Here is a 17120-nt window from a genome sequence, read left to right as displayed (position 1 = left end):
GGTACAGTACAATTATTAGATTAAGTTACATTACTATTCCACAGAAATTTTAGGTCGGTCTGGGATCGACCTATTCGTGAGGAGCAGACAGGAGATTTATGCCGTCGCTTGAGACTAACCTAGCAATTGACTTCCACAGCGAAACCTACAAAGACGCTTACAGCCGCATCAATGCGATTGTGATTGAAGGCGAACAAGAGGCTCATGAGAATTACATCAAACTGGGAGAATTGCTGCCAGATGATCGGGATGACTTAATCCGCTTATCCAAAATGGAGAGTCGTCATAAGAAAGGATTTGAAGCCTGCGGGCGGAATCTTCAGGTGACGCCAGATATAGAATTTGCTCGTAAGTTCTTCTTGGGACTACACCAAAATTTCCAAGATGCAGCAGCAGCAGGTGGAATCGTCACCTGCTTGGTGATTCAATCCTTGATTATCGAATGCTTTGCGATCGCTGCTTACAACATCTATATCCCCGTTGCCGATGACTTTGCCCGTAAAATTACTGAGGGTGTTGTTAAAGATGAATACAGTCATCTCAACTACGGTGAAGTTTGGCTGAAAAACCATTTCGAGGAATCCAAAGCAGAACTTGAAGCAGCCAATCGTCAGAACCTTCCCATCGTCTGGCGAATGCTCAACGAAGTCGAGAAGGATGCCAGTGTTCTGGGAATGGAAAAAGAATCCCTGGTTGAAGACTTCATGATTCAATACGGCGAAGCGCTGAGCAATATTGGCTTTACTACCCGCGATATCATGCGGATGTCAGCCTACGGGCTTGCCGCTGCTTAGTATAACTTGCGGGGGATGTCAAGTCAGGTAGTGAAATAGTAAGAGTGGGGAATTGCCTGAAACCAAGTCATCTAGTTTGAGGATGGAGTCAATGAAGGCACTTTTACTCTCCCCCACTTTTCCCCAGTCTTTCTGGTCTTATGACCGTTTTATGGAAATAGCTGGACTCAAAGCGGTCATTCCTCCCTTGGGAATTATCACAGTTGCAGCGCTGTTGCCAAAAGATTGGGAAATCAAGTTTTATGACCGCAATGTGAAGACTGAGACGGATGCAGATTGGGAGTGGTGCGACATCGTTATTCTATCGGCGATGCTGGCACAACGAGAAGATTTCCACTTCCTGATCAAAAAAGCCGTCCAGTTGGGTAAAAAGGTGGCGGTTGGAGGACCTTATCCAACCTCAGTGCCTGAAGACGCTCTCGCCTCGGGAGCGCATTACCTAATTTTAGATGAAGGAGAATTAACGGTACCAGAATTTTTGAAAGCGATCGCCCAAGGTCAAGAAAAAGGTGTTTTTCGCTCCATCGAGAAGCCGGATGTCACGCTAAGTCCCCTTCCTCGCTTCGATTTGCTGAAGCGGGATGCCTACTTGATGATGGCAATCCAGTTTTCTCGCGGTTGCCCATTTAACTGCGAATTCTGCGACATTATCAGCCTCTACGGTCGCAAACCGCGCACCAAAGAACCAAGTCAAACCTTGGCAGAGTTGCAAACCCTCTATGAATTAGGGTGGCGGGGTTCCCTGTTCATTGTCGATGACAACTTTATTGGCAATCAGCGCAACGTCAAGCGCCTGCTACGAGAATTGATTCCTTGGATGCAGGAACGCAACTATCCCTTCACCTTCATCACCGAAGCCTCTGTTAATTTAGCAGAGGATGCTGAATTGTTACAGTTGATGCGAGAAGCCGGTTTTTACGCCGTCTTTCTCGGTATTGAAACCCCAGATCAAGACAGCCTGCAAGTCACTCGAAAGCTGCAAAATACCCGCAGCCCGCTCTTAGAAGCCTGTCGCAAGATCAACGAAGCCGGACTGCTAATTTATGCAGGATTCATTCTCGGCTTCGATGGAGAACGCGCGGGTGCTGGCGATCGCATTCAAGCCTTTGTCGAAGAAACCAGCATTCCTCAACCCATGCTGGGCATTCTGCAAGCCTTGCCCAATACGGCTCTGTGGACTCGGCTCCAAAAAGAGCAGCGTTTATTAGAAGGAGTTGGCGTCACCGAGGTAGGCGATCAGAATTCCTTGATGAATTTTACGCCCAGCCGACCTCTGACAGAAATTGCCAGAGAGTATGTAGAAGGCTTCTGGACAATGTACGAACCCCAGAACTATCTCAGACGCTGTTTTCACCAATGCCTCAACATTGTTCCGCCCACAGGAAGAACGCAAAATATGTACTTTCCCGCTGGCAAAGGACTGCGGCTTGTCGCCCAGTTAATTTGGCATCAGGGCATTCGGCGACCTGAAATTCGAGGTCAATTTTGGCGACAGCTTTGGGTAATTCTACGCAAAAAGCCTCAATTTTTAAATATGTACTTGGGCTTGTGTGCTGCTGGAGAGCATTTCTGGGAGTACCGCCTTTTAGCTAGAGAACGGATTACCCAACAGCTAGGCTACGATCCGATAATGCCAGCATCACCCGAACAAAAACCCATGCTTGTAAACGCCTGATGCGAGCTTTTAGCTCTCTATAAGGCAAGAAAACAGCCCTTTTAAATGAATTTCCAGCTGCCGCTCAGAAGAGCGGCAATTTTTTGTACTATTGTTAAGAAGTATTTAACTATTTTTTCGCTTTTAACTCTCTTTTCTCTAATCCACAGGCGTAGTTAGAACTGTTCATGTTTGGTTTAATCGGTCATCTTTCCAATTTGCAACACGCTCAATCTGTCGCTAGAGAGCTTGGCTACCCAGAATATGCCGACCAAGGGCTAGATTTCTGGTGCAGCGCTCCGCCCCAAATCGTCGATCACATCACTGTCACTAGCATTACCGGGCAAAAAATCGAAGGTCGGTATGTGGAATCTTGCTTTGTACCAGAAATGCTTGCCAGTGGGAGAGGTAAGACGGCAGTTCGGAAAGTTCTCAACGCAATGGCTCATGCTCAAAAACATGGCATTAACATTAGCGCGCTTGGCGGCTTTTCCTCAATTATTTTTGAAGAATTCAACCTGCATGAAAGTAAGCAGGTTCGCAACATTAAACTGGAATTTGAGCGTTTTACCACCGGCAACACCCATACGGCTTACATTATCTGCCGCCAATTGGAAGAGGTGTCGAAAGAGTTGGGCATTGATCTCAATAAAGCGACTGTGGCGATTTGTGGAGCCACAGGCGATATTGGCAGTGCTGTCTGTCGCTGGCTAGATGCTCGAACTGAGGTGTCAGAACTGTTGCTGATTGCCCGTAAGCAAGAGCGATTGCAAGCTTTGCAGGCGGAACTAGGCAGGGGCAAAATCATGGGACTGGAAGAGGCGCTGCCTTTGGCTGATATTGTAGTTTGGGTAGCCAGTATGCCCAAGGGTGTCGAAATTGACCCCACGGTTTTGAAAAAACCTTGTTTGCTGATTGATGGGGGCTATCCGAAAAACCTGTCAACAAAAGTTCAGCATCCGGGCGTCTACGTCGTCAATGGGGGCATTGTGGAGCATTCCCTGGATATTGACTGGCGGATTATGAAAATCGTCAATTTGATGGAAGTGCCGGGACGCCAGTTGTTTGCCTGTTTTGCCGAATCGATGCTACTGGAATTTGAAAAGTTGCACACCAACTTTTCTTGGGGACGCAATCAAATTACCGTAGAGAAGATGGAGCAAATCGGTGAAGCGTCCGTGAGGCACGGATTCCGACCGCTGTTGAGTTATTAACTTTACTCTCGTTTCTCATTCCCAGTCTCCGACTGGGAATGAGGTTTGATTGGCGAAGAGCCAGTTTACATAGCGAAGCGGCAGCCGGACTACGCTCTGGAGCCAGTCGGTAGCACAGGCGTAAGCAAAGGCAAAGCAATGACAGGCAAAGTTTACCAGTAAACCGAGAGACTGTGACTGAAAGCGACTCAAACTGTAAATCCGCCATTCCCGGAGTCTTTAATCCAATTAAGGATTGATTTATGGAGGATTGAGTCGGAAATCAGTTTCTAGAAAGAGTGATTTCTGAGTTTTCGCGTTATCTTTTTGAGAGTGCGATAGCGAAGCGCTGACTTGTCAGTTCGCTTGCAAGACGACTGCACCAAAGTCTGATTCTTTCGTCCTTCTTTTCATTAACAACAAGCTGTTGATAATAAAGACTAGAGAAAAGTCACACTATATGGAAGCTTTTAGAACTTAGCGGGAAAAGTCAGTTCAATTAAGGCTAAATCTTCAATTAGCACTAAAACGGCTATATCTTTGCCATTTCAAGGCAAAATCACTTGTTTGTCGTCAGCTACTACCTGCTGTATCGTCTCCGGCGAGATTTTAGGGTAGTTCGCTCAGGTTCAAGCGGGCAAAAATCGGAGCGTCAAGGTAGATTTCGATTTCGTGCATACTCTACAAGGTAGGATGTTGAGATAATGTACTCAATGTTATAGGTTATAGAAATCCTTAAGGTGGCAAATCCTGAGCGCAAGCCGTTACTTCTAGATTTTGAAAAGCCTCTGTCCGAACTAGAGGCACGAATTGACCAAATTCGCGAACTTGCAGAAGATCAGGACGTCGATGTCTCCGATCAGATTCGTCAGTTGGAGGCACGAGCAGTGCAACTTCGTGAGGAGATTTTCAATAGTTTATCCCCGTCCCAGCGACTGCAACTGGCTCGGCATCCTCGGCGTCCCAGTACATTAGACTACATCCAGGCGATGAGTGATGAATGGATGGAACTACATGGCGATCGCGGTGGGAATGACGATCCGGCTTTAGTTGGGGGTGTGGCTCGTCTGGGGGGGCGTCCCGTCGTGATGCTGGGTCATCAAAAAGGGCGCGATACCAAGGATAATGTCGCCCGTAATTTTGGGATGCCTGCTCCAGGTGGCTACCGCAAGGCGCTACGGTTAATGGAACACGCCAACCACTTCGGAATGCCGATTCTCACGTTTATCGATACGCCGGGAGCTTGGGCTGGTGTGGAAGCGGAGCAACGGGGACAGGGAGAAGCGATCGCCTATAATTTGCGGCAGATGTTCCGCCTGGATGTCCCGATCCTCTGCACCGTCATCGGGGAAGGCGGTTCCGGCGGCGCGTTGGGAATTGGCGTCGGCGACCGACTATTAATGTTTGAACACGCAGTTTATACTGTTGCGACCCCCGAAGCTTGTGCCGCGATTTTGTGGAAAGATGTCTCCAAAGCTCCCCAAGCAGCCGCAGCGCTAAAAATTACTGCTTGGGATTTGAAAAGCTTAGGCATTCTTGATGTTCTGTTGCCCGAACCTGTTGGCGGCGCTCATGGTGAGCCGCTTCAGGCAGCTGCCATCTTAAAAGACGCTCTGTTGCAAAACTTAGAAGAACTCTCCCAGATGACTGCTCAACAGCGGCGGGAGCTACGTTATCAAAAGTTTCGGAGCATCGGTGTTTTTACAGAAATCTCTGCCTAACGCAGGTTGACCCTAGAAGACGCTGTGACGAGTGGTATAATTAACAAGGTAACAAATTATTACAAGTTTCTCAGTTTAGACAAGTTGCTTTCTAAGAAATTAGCGATTAGCTGGCAAGCAATTAACGGAGATGAGCGAACCCGTCATCGACAACGACTCTAAAAAGGAGAACTGTACGTAGTAAGCGTTCCCCTAAGCGATCGCTTGAGCTTTTTCGCTTTCCTACAGGGTAGCCAAACCGAACGGGAAAGGTAAGCTAGAGAGCTGATGGCTACCTAATCAAAGAATATGGGAAGAATTGATGACTTCTCCAATCGAACGGCGTGCCTTGATTACCGGAGCCAGTAGTGGGATTGGCAAGGCGACAGCTTTGGCGTTTGCCTCATCGGGAATCCATGTGGCTTTAGTAAGCCGCTCTGAGTCTAAATTAGAGGCAGTCGTGGAAGCTGCCGCTAAGACAGGCGTGAAAGCGAAAGCTTATGCCCTGGATCTGGCCGATATTGAGCAGGTAAGAGAAAAGGTCTTCGCGATCGCTGACTCTTTTGGCCCGATTGATATTCTGGTTAACAATGCCGGTATGGGCTACACCGGCGAGATTATGTCAACACCTTTATCAGACTGGCAGCGAGTGATTGACCTAAATCTTACCAGCGCGTTTCAGTGTATCCAGGGAATTTTGCCCTCCATGCGCGATCGCGGCTCTGGGATAATTATTAATGTGGCATCAATTGCCGGTCAGCAACCTTTTCCTGGCTGGGGTGCCTACAACGTTAGCAAAGCTGCTCTAATTGCCTTATCTAAAACCCTCGCAGCAGAGGAACGTGCCAAAGGCATTCGCGTTGTGACTATCTCTCCTGGTGCTGTCAATACCCCACTTTGGGACACACAAACGGTTCAAGCCGATCTGAACCGTTCAGCCATGTTAACACCAGAAATCGTTGCCCAGTCGATTCTGCATATGGCTCTCGTGCCAGAACAGGCAGCGATCGCGGAATTAACCTTAATGCCGAACGCTGGCGTTTTATGAGTGTTGAGTTTTAAATTATAAGTTAAAACCTGAATTCATCACTCAACAGTCTCCAAAAATCCCTAACTAACTCATCACTCAGCGCTCAAAATTCATCACTCTGTTAACCACTCCAAACCCTAACATAGACTGAATCATGACTACTGCTTCTTCCTTCGGTTCTAGTGGCTCTAACCCATCAGGCGATTTGAGCGCCAAAATTGCTCCCCCGCGACCTGACCGCAACACAATGAATGGTAGAGAACCCAATTTGCAGCCACCTCCGGAAGAACTCAACGATGAGATGATGAGTGCTGTAAAAACCCTGCTACTGGGAGTGGGCGAAGATCCGGAACGGGAAGGCTTGCTCAAGACGCCTAAGCGAGTAGCAGAAGCAATGCGGTTTCTAACCAGTGGCTATACTCAGTCGCTAGAAGACCTTGTCAACGGAGCTATCTTTGATGAGGGTCACAACGAGATGGTTCTCGTCCGGGATATCAATGTCTTTAGCCTCTGCGAACACCATATGCTGCCATTTATGGGTAAGGCGCACGTCGCCTATATCCCTAACCAAAAAGTGGTGGGCTTGAGCAAGCTTGCCCGCATCGTTGAGATGTATTCCCGCCGCTTGCAGGTACAGGAACGGCTGACGCGCCAGATTGCTGAAGCGGTGCAGGCGATCCTTGAGCCAAAGGGAGTCGCCGTTGTTATGGAAGCTACCCATATGTGTATGGTAATGCGGGGCGTCCAGAAGCCCGGTTCTTGGACTGTTACCAGTGCAATGGTCGGTGTGTTTCAGGATGAGCAAAAAACTCGTGAAGAGTTTCTCAATTTGATTCGCCACCAACCCGCTTTCTTTTAAGCGTTGTTTGCAGTAAGAGCGGGGAGACCTCGCTTCTACTAAAGAGAAAAACTCCTGATTTCTCAAAGTGAGGACACGGCACTGCCGTGTCCTGACAACGTATAATGAATCGGGTTTTTATACCATTTGGTTATGAGGCGCTACATTAACGATTTCCCCAACCCCCCAATCAATTGCAGGGCTAAGAAATCTATATGTTGCAAACAAAAAACAAAATGGTTTTTAAACTCAGCATCCCCCCATTTGCTGACGCACTTGAGAAAGAGCATACCAAGTCTTTTCACCGACAATTCCGTCTACTACTAAACCGTTGCGTTTTTGGAAGAATCTAACAGCAGCATCGGTGTGCGGTCCAAATACGCCGTTAATTTGATCGTTAAAATCACCTGCTACAAATAGCACCTGCTGAAGTGTAATCACCGCTTCACCTTTAGCGCCCCGTTTCAGCATTGGCATATTAACCGGAGCGCCTGTATAAAGCGCTTGCCAAGTCAACGGTCCTACAATGCCATCTTCTTTGAGAAAAACCCAATTTTGGAAAACAATGACGGCATACTCTACTTCTTCATTAAAAATTCCGTGAATAACTCCGAAATAAGCGCACTTTTCAGTTAATATTTGTTGCAATTCTCTAACTGCCGATCCAGAGCTACCTAATCCCAGAACGGGTTTATTAAACTGAGCTTGATTCGTGAAAGTTTGATTTGATTCGTTAGCAAGCATGATGTGGAGTCCTTTGGATTTGTTGGTGTTCTACATCTCCAAAGTACTTTTAAGAAAGTGCTTGTTACTTCGCACGGTCGGGTAAACTAACTGGATCGGTTTGATATCGTTCTAGCTGTTCACCCATTAGCAGGAGGCGATAGCGAAGCGCAGAAAAAGTCAGTTCGCTCTTTTGCCATCGCCTGAAGCTACCCTACAACTTGAACCGTGTTCCCCGCAGTTTCTCAAACAAATCCGCAACTCTATTTAAATCTTTATCCCCAGGCGATCGCTCGACGCCACTAGATAAATCAATGCCGCTAGGATGCAGTTGAGCGATCGCGTCCAAAATATTATCTGGTGTCAAGCCCCCGGCAAGCAACCAGGGGCAGCTAGGATGGAACTGTCGCAGGTTCTCCCAGTCCAGCGTTTTGCCAGTGCCTCCCAACATTTGAGGATGATAGGCGTCCAGCAACAAGGTATTCACACACTCTGCATACGCATCTGCCTGAGTTAAATCCTCTGAGGTTTGCACTCTCAGCGCTTTGATGATTTCCACGCTGGGCAGCAACTGGCGCAACTGATGGCAAAATTCTGGCGTTTCCATACCATGTAACTGCACGCCTGTCAAGTTCCCAACAGCGACACATTGAGAGATTTCTTCCGGCGTCGTGTTGGCAAAGACGCCAATCCGGTCAATGTCAGGGGGTAGCCGTTCCATCACGGCACGGATTTGAAATGCACTCACGTAGCGCGGGGAGGAGGACACGCAAATGAATCCCAGGGCGGTTGCTCCCAGTTGCGCGATCGCTTGCCCTTGATCTGGTTTGGTAATCCCGCAAATCTTGACTCGCATTGAATTTTTTTCGATTTGTATCAAAAATTAATATAACTGTTAACTGTTAAAACAAATTCTGGCTTTTTACTAAGAGGTTTCTATAATACTTTGTGTTTTGATATTTGTGTCAAAGCAGGAGACAAGAACTTGATTCACTTGACGATACTAGCTGCCTTACAATCTACCGTTCCCGCGACCCCATCGTGGACTCCAACTGTCGGATTGGTGATGATTCTGTGCAACCTGTTGGCGATTGCCATCGGTCGCTTTGCTATCCAGAAGCCAGGAATAGGGCCAGACCTTCCTCTAGATAAGCCCGCTTTGTTCCGCAATTTTACCTTGCCTGAACTCCTAGCGACAATGAGTTTCGGTCACATTATTGGAACAGGCGTCATCCTAGGATTAACGAACGCGGGTGCCCTTTAAAAGGCAATTGTTTCTGCTTTGGGTGACTTAAAAATTTAGCTCATCCATAAGAAAGAATAAAGAGTTCCCGCCGCGTTTTATAATCCCTTCGTTGCTAATTTTATCAATGCAGGAGAAAAGAAATTGATTGACTTAAGTTTACTTGCAAGTTTACTTGCAGCAGTGCAGCCGACTGTTCCTCCAACACCAGCATTCAGTCCCTCTGTATTCATTGTCATGGCTGTTTTCAACATTCTGGGTCTTTTCGTTGCCCGCAATGCCGTCCAAAAGCCGGGAGTTGGCCCCAAACTGCCTTTCGTGCTTCCCGGTTTTGGCAACAACTTTAGCCTCGCTCAATTTATTGCGGGTCTGAGTTTTGGTCACATCCTGGGAACAGGTGCCATCTTGGGACTGACTAACACGGGTCTCCTGTAGAAACCATCGCGTCTCGATAATAACTGTCTTTTAAGTGAAGTTGGTAGGGTGGGCACTGCTCGCCAATTGCCCTAATTGTAGGCAAGGCTCACTCTCCTACTTCACGCTTCATTAGTCATCGTTCAACCTTCTACAAGAGCCGTCGTATATCCTGGTAAGTGCAGGGTAAGAATAGGAAAGTTTAATGCAGGCAGCTTGGCGAGTTGGCTCTCTATTCGGAATTCCGCTATTTATAGATTATTCGTGGTTTTTTATTTTAGCTTTGATCGCCTTTGCGAACGCCCTGGATTTCTCACCAGTATTGGGGCCAGTGCTAGGCGGGGGTGCGGGATTATTAATGGCTTTGTTGCTGTTTGGCTCGGTTTTACTGCACGAACTGGGTCACAGTTTAGTCGCGCGATCGCAAGGCATCGAAGTAAATTCGATTACTTTATTTCTATTTGGCGGGATTGCGGCGATTGACCGGGAATCCAAAACCCCAGGCGCAGCCTTTCAAGTGGCGATCGCTGGTCCTGCGGTTAGCTTAGTGCTGTATTTGCTATTTAACCTACTGGCTCATGGGCTGCCAATATCCGGTATCGTGCAGGTCATGGCATTAGACTTGGCGAAGATTAACTTAATCTTGGCATTATTTAACCTGATTCCCGGTCTCCCCTTAGATGGCGGACAAGTTGTGAAAGCAGCCGTGTGGAAGTTCACCGGAAATCGCTTTCAGGGCGTCCGTTGGGCAGCCAAAAGCGGTTTAATTTTAGGTTGGGGAGCGATCGCTGTGGGAATGTCGATTATTGCGTTCCAGGATCAGTGGTTCAGTGGCTTCTGGATTGCCTTACTCGGCTGGTTTGGTATTCGCAATGCCCGTTCCTACGACCGAATGACCACCCTCCAAGAATCCTTGCTCCAGATAGTGGCTAAAGACGCCATGACCCAAGAATTTCGGGTTGTGGATGCAAATAAGACCTTGCGCCAGTTTGCCGATGAGTACATTCTGGAAGTTGCAACAGTTGCCTCTCACTTTCCGGTTTACTTTGCGGCGAGTGAAGGTCGCTATCGCGGTTTAGTCTCTGTTGAAGATTTGCATTTTGTAGAGCGTAGTCTGTGGGAAACTCAAAATCTGCATAGTATTGTGCATCCCCTGACGGAAATTGCCACTGTTGAAGAGAAAATGCCCTTGGTGGAAGTGATTAACTGCATCGAAGCCAAGCAGTTAAATTGGATGACTGTCCTCTCACCCGCTGGGACAGTCGCCGGTATTATCGACCGGGGCGATATTGTCCGCGCTGTGGCATCGAAGCTAAATTTACTCATTTCCGATGCAGAAATCAAGCGCGTCAAGGCAGAGGGCACCTATCCGCCGAGTTTGCAGTTACAAGCGATCGCAAAATCAACAACTGATTAATTGACACTAGGATGACACTAGGAAACGAGTCTGAATATGCTCATACAGCACTTCCAGATGCTCGCACGCTACAACACGCTAGCAAATCGCAGACTTTATGAAGTTTGCACTCGGCTGGACGATGTAGAACGTAAGCGCACCAGACCCGCTTTTTTCAAAAGTATTCACGGGACGCTTAATCACATCATGGTAGGCGATCGCATCTGGTTGTCGCGGTTTGAGGGCAAAGAAGTCCCCTCCACCGGACTCAACGCGATTCTCTATGAGGATTTCGACCAGCTTACAAAAGCGCGTATATCAGAAGATGAGCGCATCGAAGCCTTCGCGGCTAGTTTAAACGACGAATTCTTGAGCGGTACGATCGAGTACCGCAATAACCAAGGAAATATCTATATCGATCCGGTTGATTTGTTGATCGCACACTTTTTTAATCATCAGACACACCACCGGGGACAAGTTCACGATTTGTTGACGCAAACAGAAATTGCCCCGCCAGTTCTAGATATGCACCGAGTTATCCGACCTTAGAGTTAGTAGCGTTAGCATTGTCCATATTTATTCTGTGAGGAAATCGCTAATTCTGGCTGCGCCAAAATTTCCTGCCACTCCTCTTCTGATAAAGGCTGCACCCGCATCTCGACACCAAAACAATCGCTAGCTGCTACCGTCAAGGCTTCTACAACTGTGGGAATTAGCGCCTCTCCCTGTTGATTAATCGGTAGCTTGATCGGCGTCACAGCCTCGCCAAACACCTGCTCAAACAGCGTGGCGTCCGGCGACAAACGCATCGATCCGTGCTGCAAAATGGTATTGCCTCGCCTCATCTGGGCGCTACCAATTAATTTAGAATTATCCGCTAAAACTAAATCGGCACCCGTAGCGGTGCCAAAACAATTGGGATTTTGAATGTAACCCCGTCCTGCCGAACCGTAGTGCAATTCTAAACCAAGCGATCGCCATCCTTGAATCAAAAACTCACAAATTTCCTGGTACGCTTGGATGGGACTGCCAGCTAGTCCCGACGTTACCACCATGTAGGTTAAATCGCCCTGGTGCAGCACTCCTCGTCCGCCAGTCGGACGCCGCACCAAATCTACTACACCCGCCGCAGCTAGCTGCTGCCAAGATGCAGGCAAGCGGTGTTGATGATATCCCAGGGAAATTGCCGCTGGAGACCAGGTGTAAAACCGTAAGGCTGGGGGATGCAAACCCAGATGGTGCTGCTCCAGTAACCATCGGTCGATTGCCATCTGGACACGACCTGACGCTTCCAGCAGCGGAATCAAACGCCAATAGCAGTTATTGGTCATTTGTCATTTGCCTAAAACCAATGACCAATGACCAATGACTAACTACCAAACTCAGCTTGTAAAGCTTCGTCGTTATTATCTGCAATCGTTGCTACAACGGTGACAGCGCGGGAAATTTCTCCGGGAGAAAGCTCTGCGACAGTGCGAGATGTTAGCACTACCACTTGGTTATCCACAATGCCAAAACGGGATTCAAACGTGTCCGACCAATTCATTTCCAGAAGTTTCCGCATCAAAAGCGGTTCGTTCGTGGCAGGTAGCTTCAGGACATAAGACCAAACGGTGAAAGTATCCTCCTCAGTGATACCCGTGAGTTGCACAAACACCTCAACGCTACCGTACTTAAATTTCCAAAGATAGCTGCTGTCTTCGCCACGGCTCACCATTGCCGTATCGTCCTGATCCAGGCTGGAGATAACGGTTTGAATCACATCAACATAGTTGACTACCGTTGCATCCTCGATCAGCTCATTGGTAACTATATCCTCAGTTGACAGTCCTTGGGTGGAAACACTTTCCACAGCAGGCTGGTTGGTGGTCATAATACCTTCTGCTTATCGTTTTGCGGTTTGCCTAGACCAACTCTATCGTTTAGAGGCACATTTGGAGGACACCTCTAAAGATTAGTTTTTTGTTTTCAAACGTTAAGTAGCCCAATAAGTAGCCCAATCATCGCCGCATAGGCGATCGCTCTCGCCTTTAACTTCTTCCTTTTATTCTCGTTACCAGGACGGGTAGACCACCCTAGTAACGAGCGTTAGCACGGGTTTCGTCTGCTTCTACTGCTTCTCGACACCCGCGTTTCAAACCATTAGTTGGCGATCGCTTAAAGACTGTTCTCCATCTAAAGCCGTTGTCTTGTCAGAAACCGGCTTATGAGCAATCAAATACTTGCTCATAAAATGAACTTCAGTCGAAATATTCTCAAAGCCTGCTTTCTCCAACCGTTTCACCAAATCATCCCTAATGTAATGTTTGTAGTACGGCTCGTGGAATGTTTCTGGAAAGTTTTCCATCAGTGGCATCAAGTCTGGAGCATCGCTGACCTGAATCGAGTCGCAGATAATAAAGACTCCACCCGGTTTCGTGACTCGGTAGCACTGCTCGATTACCTGCTGACGCACCGCTGCCGGAAGCTCATGGAAGAGAAACACGCAAGTAACCGCATGGAAATGCTCATCCACGTAGGGGATTTTCTCAGCATTCGCTTGTAGGAGTTGGGGCAATTCTCCAGGATTTTCAGATAACAACTGATTCGCCTTCCGCAAGTAAGCGGGTGACAAATCTATCCCAAACAGAGATGCTTCAGGCAAAGCGCCCCGGATTAATTTCAAAGTGCGCCCCGTTCCACTAGCCACATCGAGAATGCGAATTTGTCTGGGTGGAATAGAATCAAAAGCTTTCAGCCCTTGTTTCAATGGCGCGAGAATCCGTCGCCGCATCGCATCTGCCGTGCCACCAAAAAGAATTTCTACCTGCAAATCATAGAGATTGGCTGACCAATCACTTAAGTAACCATCAGTTTGATGATGGAAGTTTTGCAGGTAGTAGCTAGGATAACCATCCGTAGAAATGTTTGGCGAAAATTCTTGATACCGCTTCTGTTTAGCCCGCTGATGTATTTGCAGCGTATCCAGCCAAACCATCGGATAATAGCGGAAAAAATCGCTCCATGAGTTATCAAACAGTAAGCTAGCGGGATATACACCTCGCTCGGCATCCTGCCAATCAGCTTCGATAATCCGATCGTGCCTTTGTTTCAGTTTTTGTATAACATCTGGCGGAATCGGTTTGGTTTTCACCTCTACCTGAGGAGAAATTAAATTCAGCAACTGCGAATTTAATATTTTATGAGCTAAACCAAAGTAATTTTTGCCTTGCTGAAAAGTCTGATAGGTCAGCTTGGTTAGAGTCTCAGTAATAGTAGTTGCTGGGTCAAGGTTTGAGGTTGACTGCATAGAGGCTAACAAGGGGTGCTGAAAACTGAGTATGACTATGAAAAAGCTGAGCAATTATATGTCTTTTTGTTAAGACATATTTTTTATGTTAACGCAGTTTTTCCAACTGCCATCTGTCTCCAGTGGGACAAGAAAAAGAGCCACCCCTAAGGGTGGCGGGCTAGGGATTAAGCGTTTTTCAGGATGGGGTTTCCCCATTTCTACAGCTTGGAACGCTTTAAGGGAGGCAGACTGAAAGACTATCCAAAACTCCTGAAACCCTTTAAAAATCGTAGGGAATGGTAGAGCGTAAGCGAAACCCAACAAACTAAACCAGTGCTGGGGAACGTGAACTCAAAGAGAGCCTACACATCCGAGATTTGTCAGACAATCAGGAGGCAGAGTCTGCATTAGAAGCAAAAGCCTAGCAAAAATGTCAGGCTTTGCCTCCACACAATTTGCATTCCCATCGAGTAAATGAGGAATTAGCAATCATAGTAGAGAGCGAACTCGTAGGGATGGGGGCGCAGCCGCATCGGGTTGACTTCGTTATCGAGCTTGTATGAAATCCAAGTTTGGATGAAGTCTGGGGTGAACACGCCAGTCTCGGTCAAGAAAGCGTGATCGCTTTCCAATGCCTCCAGGGCACCTTCGAGAGATCCTGGGGTGGAAGGAACGTTCGCCAGTTCCTCTGGGGTCAGGTCGTAAATATCCTTATCCAAGGATTCGCCGGGGTCAATTTGGTTCTTGATACCATCTAGACCCGCACAGAGCATGGCAGCAAATGCCAAGTAGGGGTTAGAAGTCGCATCCGGACAACGGAACTCTAAGCGCTTGGCTTTAGGATTGGTACCAGACAGCGGAATCCGAATCGAGGCAGAACGGTTGCCTTGGGAGTAAGCCAAGTTCACGGGTGCTTCAAAACCGGGCACCAAGCGCTTGTAAGAATTGGTCGTGGGGTTGGTCAAAGCCAACAGCGCCGGTGCGTGCTTGAGGATGCCACCGATGTAGTGCAACGCCATTTGACTTAAGCCAGCGTACTTATCGCCTGCGAATAGCGGCTGTCCATCCTTCCAAATCGACTGGTGGGTATGCATCCCAGAACCGTTGTCGTTAAACAGTGGCTTCGGCATGAATGTGACTGTTTTGCCATATTTCTTGGCAACGTTCTTGATGACGTACTTGTAAGTCATCAGATAGTCAGCAGCTTGCACCAAAGTTGCGAAGCGGAAACCAAGTTCGCACTGACCGCCGGTAGCAACTTCGTGGTGGTGCTTTTCAATCGGCACCCCGCACTTCGCCATCGTCAGCAGCATTTCTGTCCGCATATCTTGCGAGGTATCCGTCGGCGCGACTGGGAAATAACCCTCTTTGTAGCGGGGTTTATAACCGAGGTTGCCACCCTCTTCTTTTTTACCAGAATTCCAACGTCCCTCCACGGAATCTACGTGGTAATAGCCTTCATGCTGGTTTTGGTCAAAGCGGACATCATCAAAGATAAAGAATTCAGCTTCTGGACCAATGAAGGCTGTATCGCCAATGCCGGTAGAAATTAGGTAGTCTACTGCCTTCTGAGCAATAGTGCGGGGGTCGCGGCTGTAAGGTTCGCCCGTCCGGGGTTCGATAATGCTACAGACTATGCTTAAAGTCGGCTCTGCCATAAATGGGTCGATCCAGGCAGTTGTCGGATCTAGCACCATCGCCATGTCTGATTCGTTGATGGCTTTCCAACCCCGGATACTGGAGCCATCAAAGGGTACGCCCTCGGTGAAGCTACTTTCGTCAATTTGGTTCTGATACATCGACAAATGCTGCCAGATACCCGGCATATCGATGAACTTGAGGTCAATGATCTGGATGTTTTTTTCTTTGACGTAAGTCAAAAATTCTTGCGGGGTCTGGAACATTATGACGGACTCCTTAATTTCTAAGCTGGCTCAGTCTGGAAAGCAGAAAAAACAGTAAGAGCGATCGCCAGGGTTGGTGAATCGTCAAGTCCAGATGGGTAGAACCTGGATTGAAAGCAAGCCTTTTCAGGTGAGACTTCCCTATCCAGAAGTACAACTTTCCTGGCTGAAAATCTTTTTTCTCCCCTTTTGCCCATCTCAAGAACTCTCCCACTCAATCCCCTGTCCGCGCTTATGCGCCGCTACGCTAACAGTCTTCAGCCTTTTTTCAAGACGGAAGGCATCAATGTACTGGATCATCCTAGGGATAGGTGCCAGGAGATTTTGTATTCAGCTATACAGAATAGGGGAGTCCGGATTGATCCCGGAACTATAAAAAGTTAAAATTTGTAGCAAGATTTACAAAAGAATCTCATATACAGCAACAATTTTACTAATCAGTAGCTTTTGCTACTTTTGTGCGGGGGGAAGCATGATGTTTAATTTAAATACGGATTTTGAGCAAGATTTTGACCAACAAGAGGCATTTGAGTATCGACCTGGGACGAGAGTGGAGCTAAAGCAGCGTCCTGGAGTAGTTGATATTATTGCTGAATATGACCCGATGATGGTGCCGCCCATCTGGTTGCTCAACGATCCGCAGCCGCGATATCCAGAAGAGCTGACATTACTGCCAGTGCCGATGAGAGGCGTCTGTTGGTTGAAGCCGGTGAGCCGTCGTCGAAAAGCTAGCTCTACGGGTCAGTCACGGGATGGCAACCTGATGCGCCAGAGGGCTTGCAGCATCACCCCGGAAAAAATTGCTCTCTAAAAATTGTAGCGATCGCTCTCAACATTAGTGAAGATGCTTGTGGAGATGGAGATATGCTAGTGAAAGTGTTTGTTGTTGTACACTACACCCTAGAAACTGGGTATGCAACAGCACACTAAACAATAGAAAATCATCTATATAGCTTGTTG

General features: G+C 47.7%; 18 protein-coding genes. 12 read left to right on the top strand and 6 right to left on the bottom strand.

Features of this window, described 5'->3' with window-relative positions; translation table 11 throughout:
• Positions 1 to 98: 98 nt before the first annotated feature.
• From AC2VDX_RS20355 to folE, 7 genes are all read left to right on the top strand, one after another.
• A complete protein-coding gene (locus AC2VDX_RS20355; RefSeq protein ID WP_378184422.1) occupies positions 99 to 794 on the top strand; it encodes an aldehyde oxygenase (deformylating) in 696 nt (231 codons plus the stop codon).
• Positions 795 to 885: 91 nt separating this feature from the next.
• Positions 886 to 2469 carry a B12-binding domain-containing radical SAM protein gene (locus AC2VDX_RS20350; RefSeq protein ID WP_378184421.1) on the top strand — a complete coding sequence of 528 codons (1584 nt, stop codon included), beginning with the start codon at positions 886 to 888 and terminating at the stop codon, positions 2467 to 2469.
• 167 nt (positions 2470 to 2636) lie between these two features.
• On the top strand, positions 2637 to 3662 hold the full coding sequence (locus tag AC2VDX_RS20345; protein WP_378184420.1) for a long-chain acyl-[acyl-carrier-protein] reductase: 1026 nt from the start codon (positions 2637 to 2639) through the stop codon (positions 3660 to 3662).
• 719 nt (positions 3663 to 4381) lie between these two features.
• The gene (accA, locus tag AC2VDX_RS20340; RefSeq protein WP_378184419.1) at positions 4382 to 5362 is read left to right on the top strand and encodes an acetyl-CoA carboxylase carboxyl transferase subunit alpha; all 981 of its coding nucleotides are present in this window, start codon (positions 4382 to 4384) and stop codon (positions 5360 to 5362) included.
• A 6-nt stretch (positions 5363 to 5368) separates the two neighbouring features.
• Positions 5369 to 5524 (top strand): hypothetical protein, encoded by a 156-nt coding sequence (locus AC2VDX_RS20335; protein ID WP_378184418.1) that lies wholly within the window; start codon positions 5369 to 5371, stop codon positions 5522 to 5524.
• A gap of 139 nt (positions 5525 to 5663) precedes the next feature.
• Positions 5664 to 6389 carry an SDR family oxidoreductase gene (locus AC2VDX_RS20330; RefSeq protein WP_378184417.1) on the top strand — a complete coding sequence of 242 codons (726 nt, stop codon included), beginning with the start codon at positions 5664 to 5666 and terminating at the stop codon, positions 6387 to 6389.
• 136 nt (positions 6390 to 6525) lie between these two features.
• On the top strand, positions 6526 to 7230 hold the full coding sequence (gene folE / locus AC2VDX_RS20325) for a GTP cyclohydrolase I FolE (protein WP_378184416.1): 705 nt from the start codon (positions 6526 to 6528) through the stop codon (positions 7228 to 7230).
• Positions 7231 to 7458: 228 nt separating this feature from the next.
• On the opposite strand, the gene AC2VDX_RS20320 is transcribed toward folE, so the two are convergent.
• The gene (locus AC2VDX_RS20320; protein WP_378184415.1) at positions 7459 to 7953 is read right to left on the bottom strand and encodes a peptidoglycan-binding domain-containing protein; all 495 of its coding nucleotides are present in this window, start codon (positions 7951 to 7953) and stop codon (positions 7459 to 7461) included.
• 193 nt (positions 7954 to 8146) lie between these two features.
• Positions 8147 to 8788, bottom strand: a complete 642-nt coding sequence (locus tag AC2VDX_RS20315; RefSeq protein WP_378184414.1) for a phosphoribosylanthranilate isomerase — start codon at positions 8786 to 8788, stop codon at positions 8147 to 8149.
• A gap of 129 nt (positions 8789 to 8917) precedes the next feature.
• Here AC2VDX_RS20315 and psaK (AC2VDX_RS20310) point away from each other — a divergent pair, with 129 nt between their 5' ends.
• The 4 genes from psaK (AC2VDX_RS20310) (at position 8918) to AC2VDX_RS20295 (ending at position 11534) form a co-directional block, all read left to right on the top strand.
• On the top strand, positions 8918 to 9196 hold the full coding sequence (gene psaK / locus AC2VDX_RS20310) for a photosystem I reaction center subunit PsaK (RefSeq protein ID WP_378184413.1): 279 nt from the start codon (positions 8918 to 8920) through the stop codon (positions 9194 to 9196).
• Between the two features lie 123 nt (positions 9197 to 9319).
• On the top strand, positions 9320 to 9610 hold the full coding sequence (psaK, locus tag AC2VDX_RS20305; protein ID WP_378184412.1) for a photosystem I reaction center subunit PsaK: 291 nt from the start codon (positions 9320 to 9322) through the stop codon (positions 9608 to 9610).
• Positions 9611 to 9794: 184 nt separating this feature from the next.
• Entirely contained in the window at positions 9795 to 11006 is a 1212-nt protein-coding gene (locus tag AC2VDX_RS20300) for a site-2 protease family protein (protein ID WP_378184411.1), read from the top strand.
• A gap of 36 nt (positions 11007 to 11042) precedes the next feature.
• A complete protein-coding gene (locus AC2VDX_RS20295; RefSeq protein WP_378184410.1) occupies positions 11043 to 11534 on the top strand; it encodes a DinB family protein in 492 nt (163 codons plus the stop codon).
• Positions 11535 to 11545: 11 nt separating this feature from the next.
• On the opposite strand, the gene AC2VDX_RS20290 is transcribed toward AC2VDX_RS20295, so the two are convergent.
• From AC2VDX_RS20290 to glnA, 4 genes are all read right to left on the bottom strand, one after another.
• Complete coding sequence (locus AC2VDX_RS20290; protein ID WP_378184409.1) at positions 11546 to 12316, bottom strand: lipoate--protein ligase family protein; 771 nt, start codon at positions 12314 to 12316, stop codon at positions 11546 to 11548.
• A gap of 38 nt (positions 12317 to 12354) precedes the next feature.
• A complete protein-coding gene (locus tag AC2VDX_RS20285; protein WP_378184408.1) occupies positions 12355 to 12858 on the bottom strand; it encodes a YbjN domain-containing protein in 504 nt (167 codons plus the stop codon).
• Between the two features lie 261 nt (positions 12859 to 13119).
• Positions 13120 to 14238 carry a class I SAM-dependent methyltransferase gene (locus tag AC2VDX_RS20280; RefSeq protein WP_378184657.1) on the bottom strand — a complete coding sequence of 373 codons (1119 nt, stop codon included), beginning with the start codon at positions 14236 to 14238 and terminating at the stop codon, positions 13120 to 13122.
• 500 nt (positions 14239 to 14738) lie between these two features.
• Complete coding sequence (gene glnA, locus AC2VDX_RS20275; protein WP_378184407.1) at positions 14739 to 16160, bottom strand: type I glutamate--ammonia ligase; 1422 nt, start codon at positions 16158 to 16160, stop codon at positions 14739 to 14741.
• Between the two features lie 472 nt (positions 16161 to 16632).
• On the opposite strand from glnA, the gene AC2VDX_RS20270 reads away from it, so the two are divergent.
• Positions 16633 to 16971 carry a hypothetical protein gene (locus AC2VDX_RS20270; protein ID WP_378184406.1) on the top strand — a complete coding sequence of 113 codons (339 nt, stop codon included), beginning with the start codon at positions 16633 to 16635 and terminating at the stop codon, positions 16969 to 16971.
• Positions 16972 to 17120: the final 149 nt, after the last annotated feature.

The sequence above is a fragment of the Coleofasciculus sp. H7-1 genome (assembly GCF_057473865.1).
The sequence above is the reverse complement of the archived record's forward strand: the minus strand, read 5'-3'. Positions and strand labels throughout refer to the sequence as shown.

Excerpts from the sequence above, each read along its gene's own strand:
- AC2VDX_RS20355 (WP_378184422.1), top strand. The coding sequence starts at position 99 with ATGCCGTCGCTTGAGACTAACCTAGCAATTGACTTCCACAGCGAAACC.
- AC2VDX_RS20350 (WP_378184421.1), top strand. The coding sequence starts at position 886 with ATGAAGGCACTTTTACTCTCCCCCACTTTTCCCCAGTCTTTCTGGTCT.
- AC2VDX_RS20345 (WP_378184420.1), top strand. The coding sequence starts at position 2,637 with ATGTTTGGTTTAATCGGTCATCTTTCCAATTTGCAACACGCTCAATCT.
- AC2VDX_RS20330 (WP_378184417.1), top strand. The coding sequence starts at position 5,664 with ATGACTTCTCCAATCGAACGGCGTGCCTTGATTACCGGAGCCAGTAGT.
- folE (WP_378184416.1), top strand. The coding sequence starts at position 6,526 with ATGACTACTGCTTCTTCCTTCGGTTCTAGTGGCTCTAACCCATCAGGC.
- AC2VDX_RS20320 (WP_378184415.1), bottom strand. The coding sequence starts at position 7,953 with ATGCTTGCTAACGAATCAAATCAAACTTTCACGAATCAAGCTCAGTTT.
- AC2VDX_RS20315 (WP_378184414.1), bottom strand. The coding sequence starts at position 8,788 with ATGCGAGTCAAGATTTGCGGGATTACCAAACCAGATCAAGGGCAAGCG.
- AC2VDX_RS20300 (WP_378184411.1), top strand. The coding sequence starts at position 9,795 with ATGCAGGCAGCTTGGCGAGTTGGCTCTCTATTCGGAATTCCGCTATTT.
- AC2VDX_RS20295 (WP_378184410.1), top strand. The coding sequence starts at position 11,043 with ATGCTCATACAGCACTTCCAGATGCTCGCACGCTACAACACGCTAGCA.
- AC2VDX_RS20290 (WP_378184409.1), bottom strand. The coding sequence starts at position 12,316 with ATGACCAATAACTGCTATTGGCGTTTGATTCCGCTGCTGGAAGCGTCA.
- AC2VDX_RS20285 (WP_378184408.1), bottom strand. The coding sequence starts at position 12,858 with ATGACCACCAACCAGCCTGCTGTGGAAAGTGTTTCCACCCAAGGACTG.
- glnA (WP_378184407.1), bottom strand. The coding sequence starts at position 16,160 with ATGTTCCAGACCCCGCAAGAATTTTTGACTTACGTCAAAGAAAAAAAC.
- AC2VDX_RS20270 (WP_378184406.1), top strand. The coding sequence starts at position 16,633 with ATGATGTTTAATTTAAATACGGATTTTGAGCAAGATTTTGACCAACAA.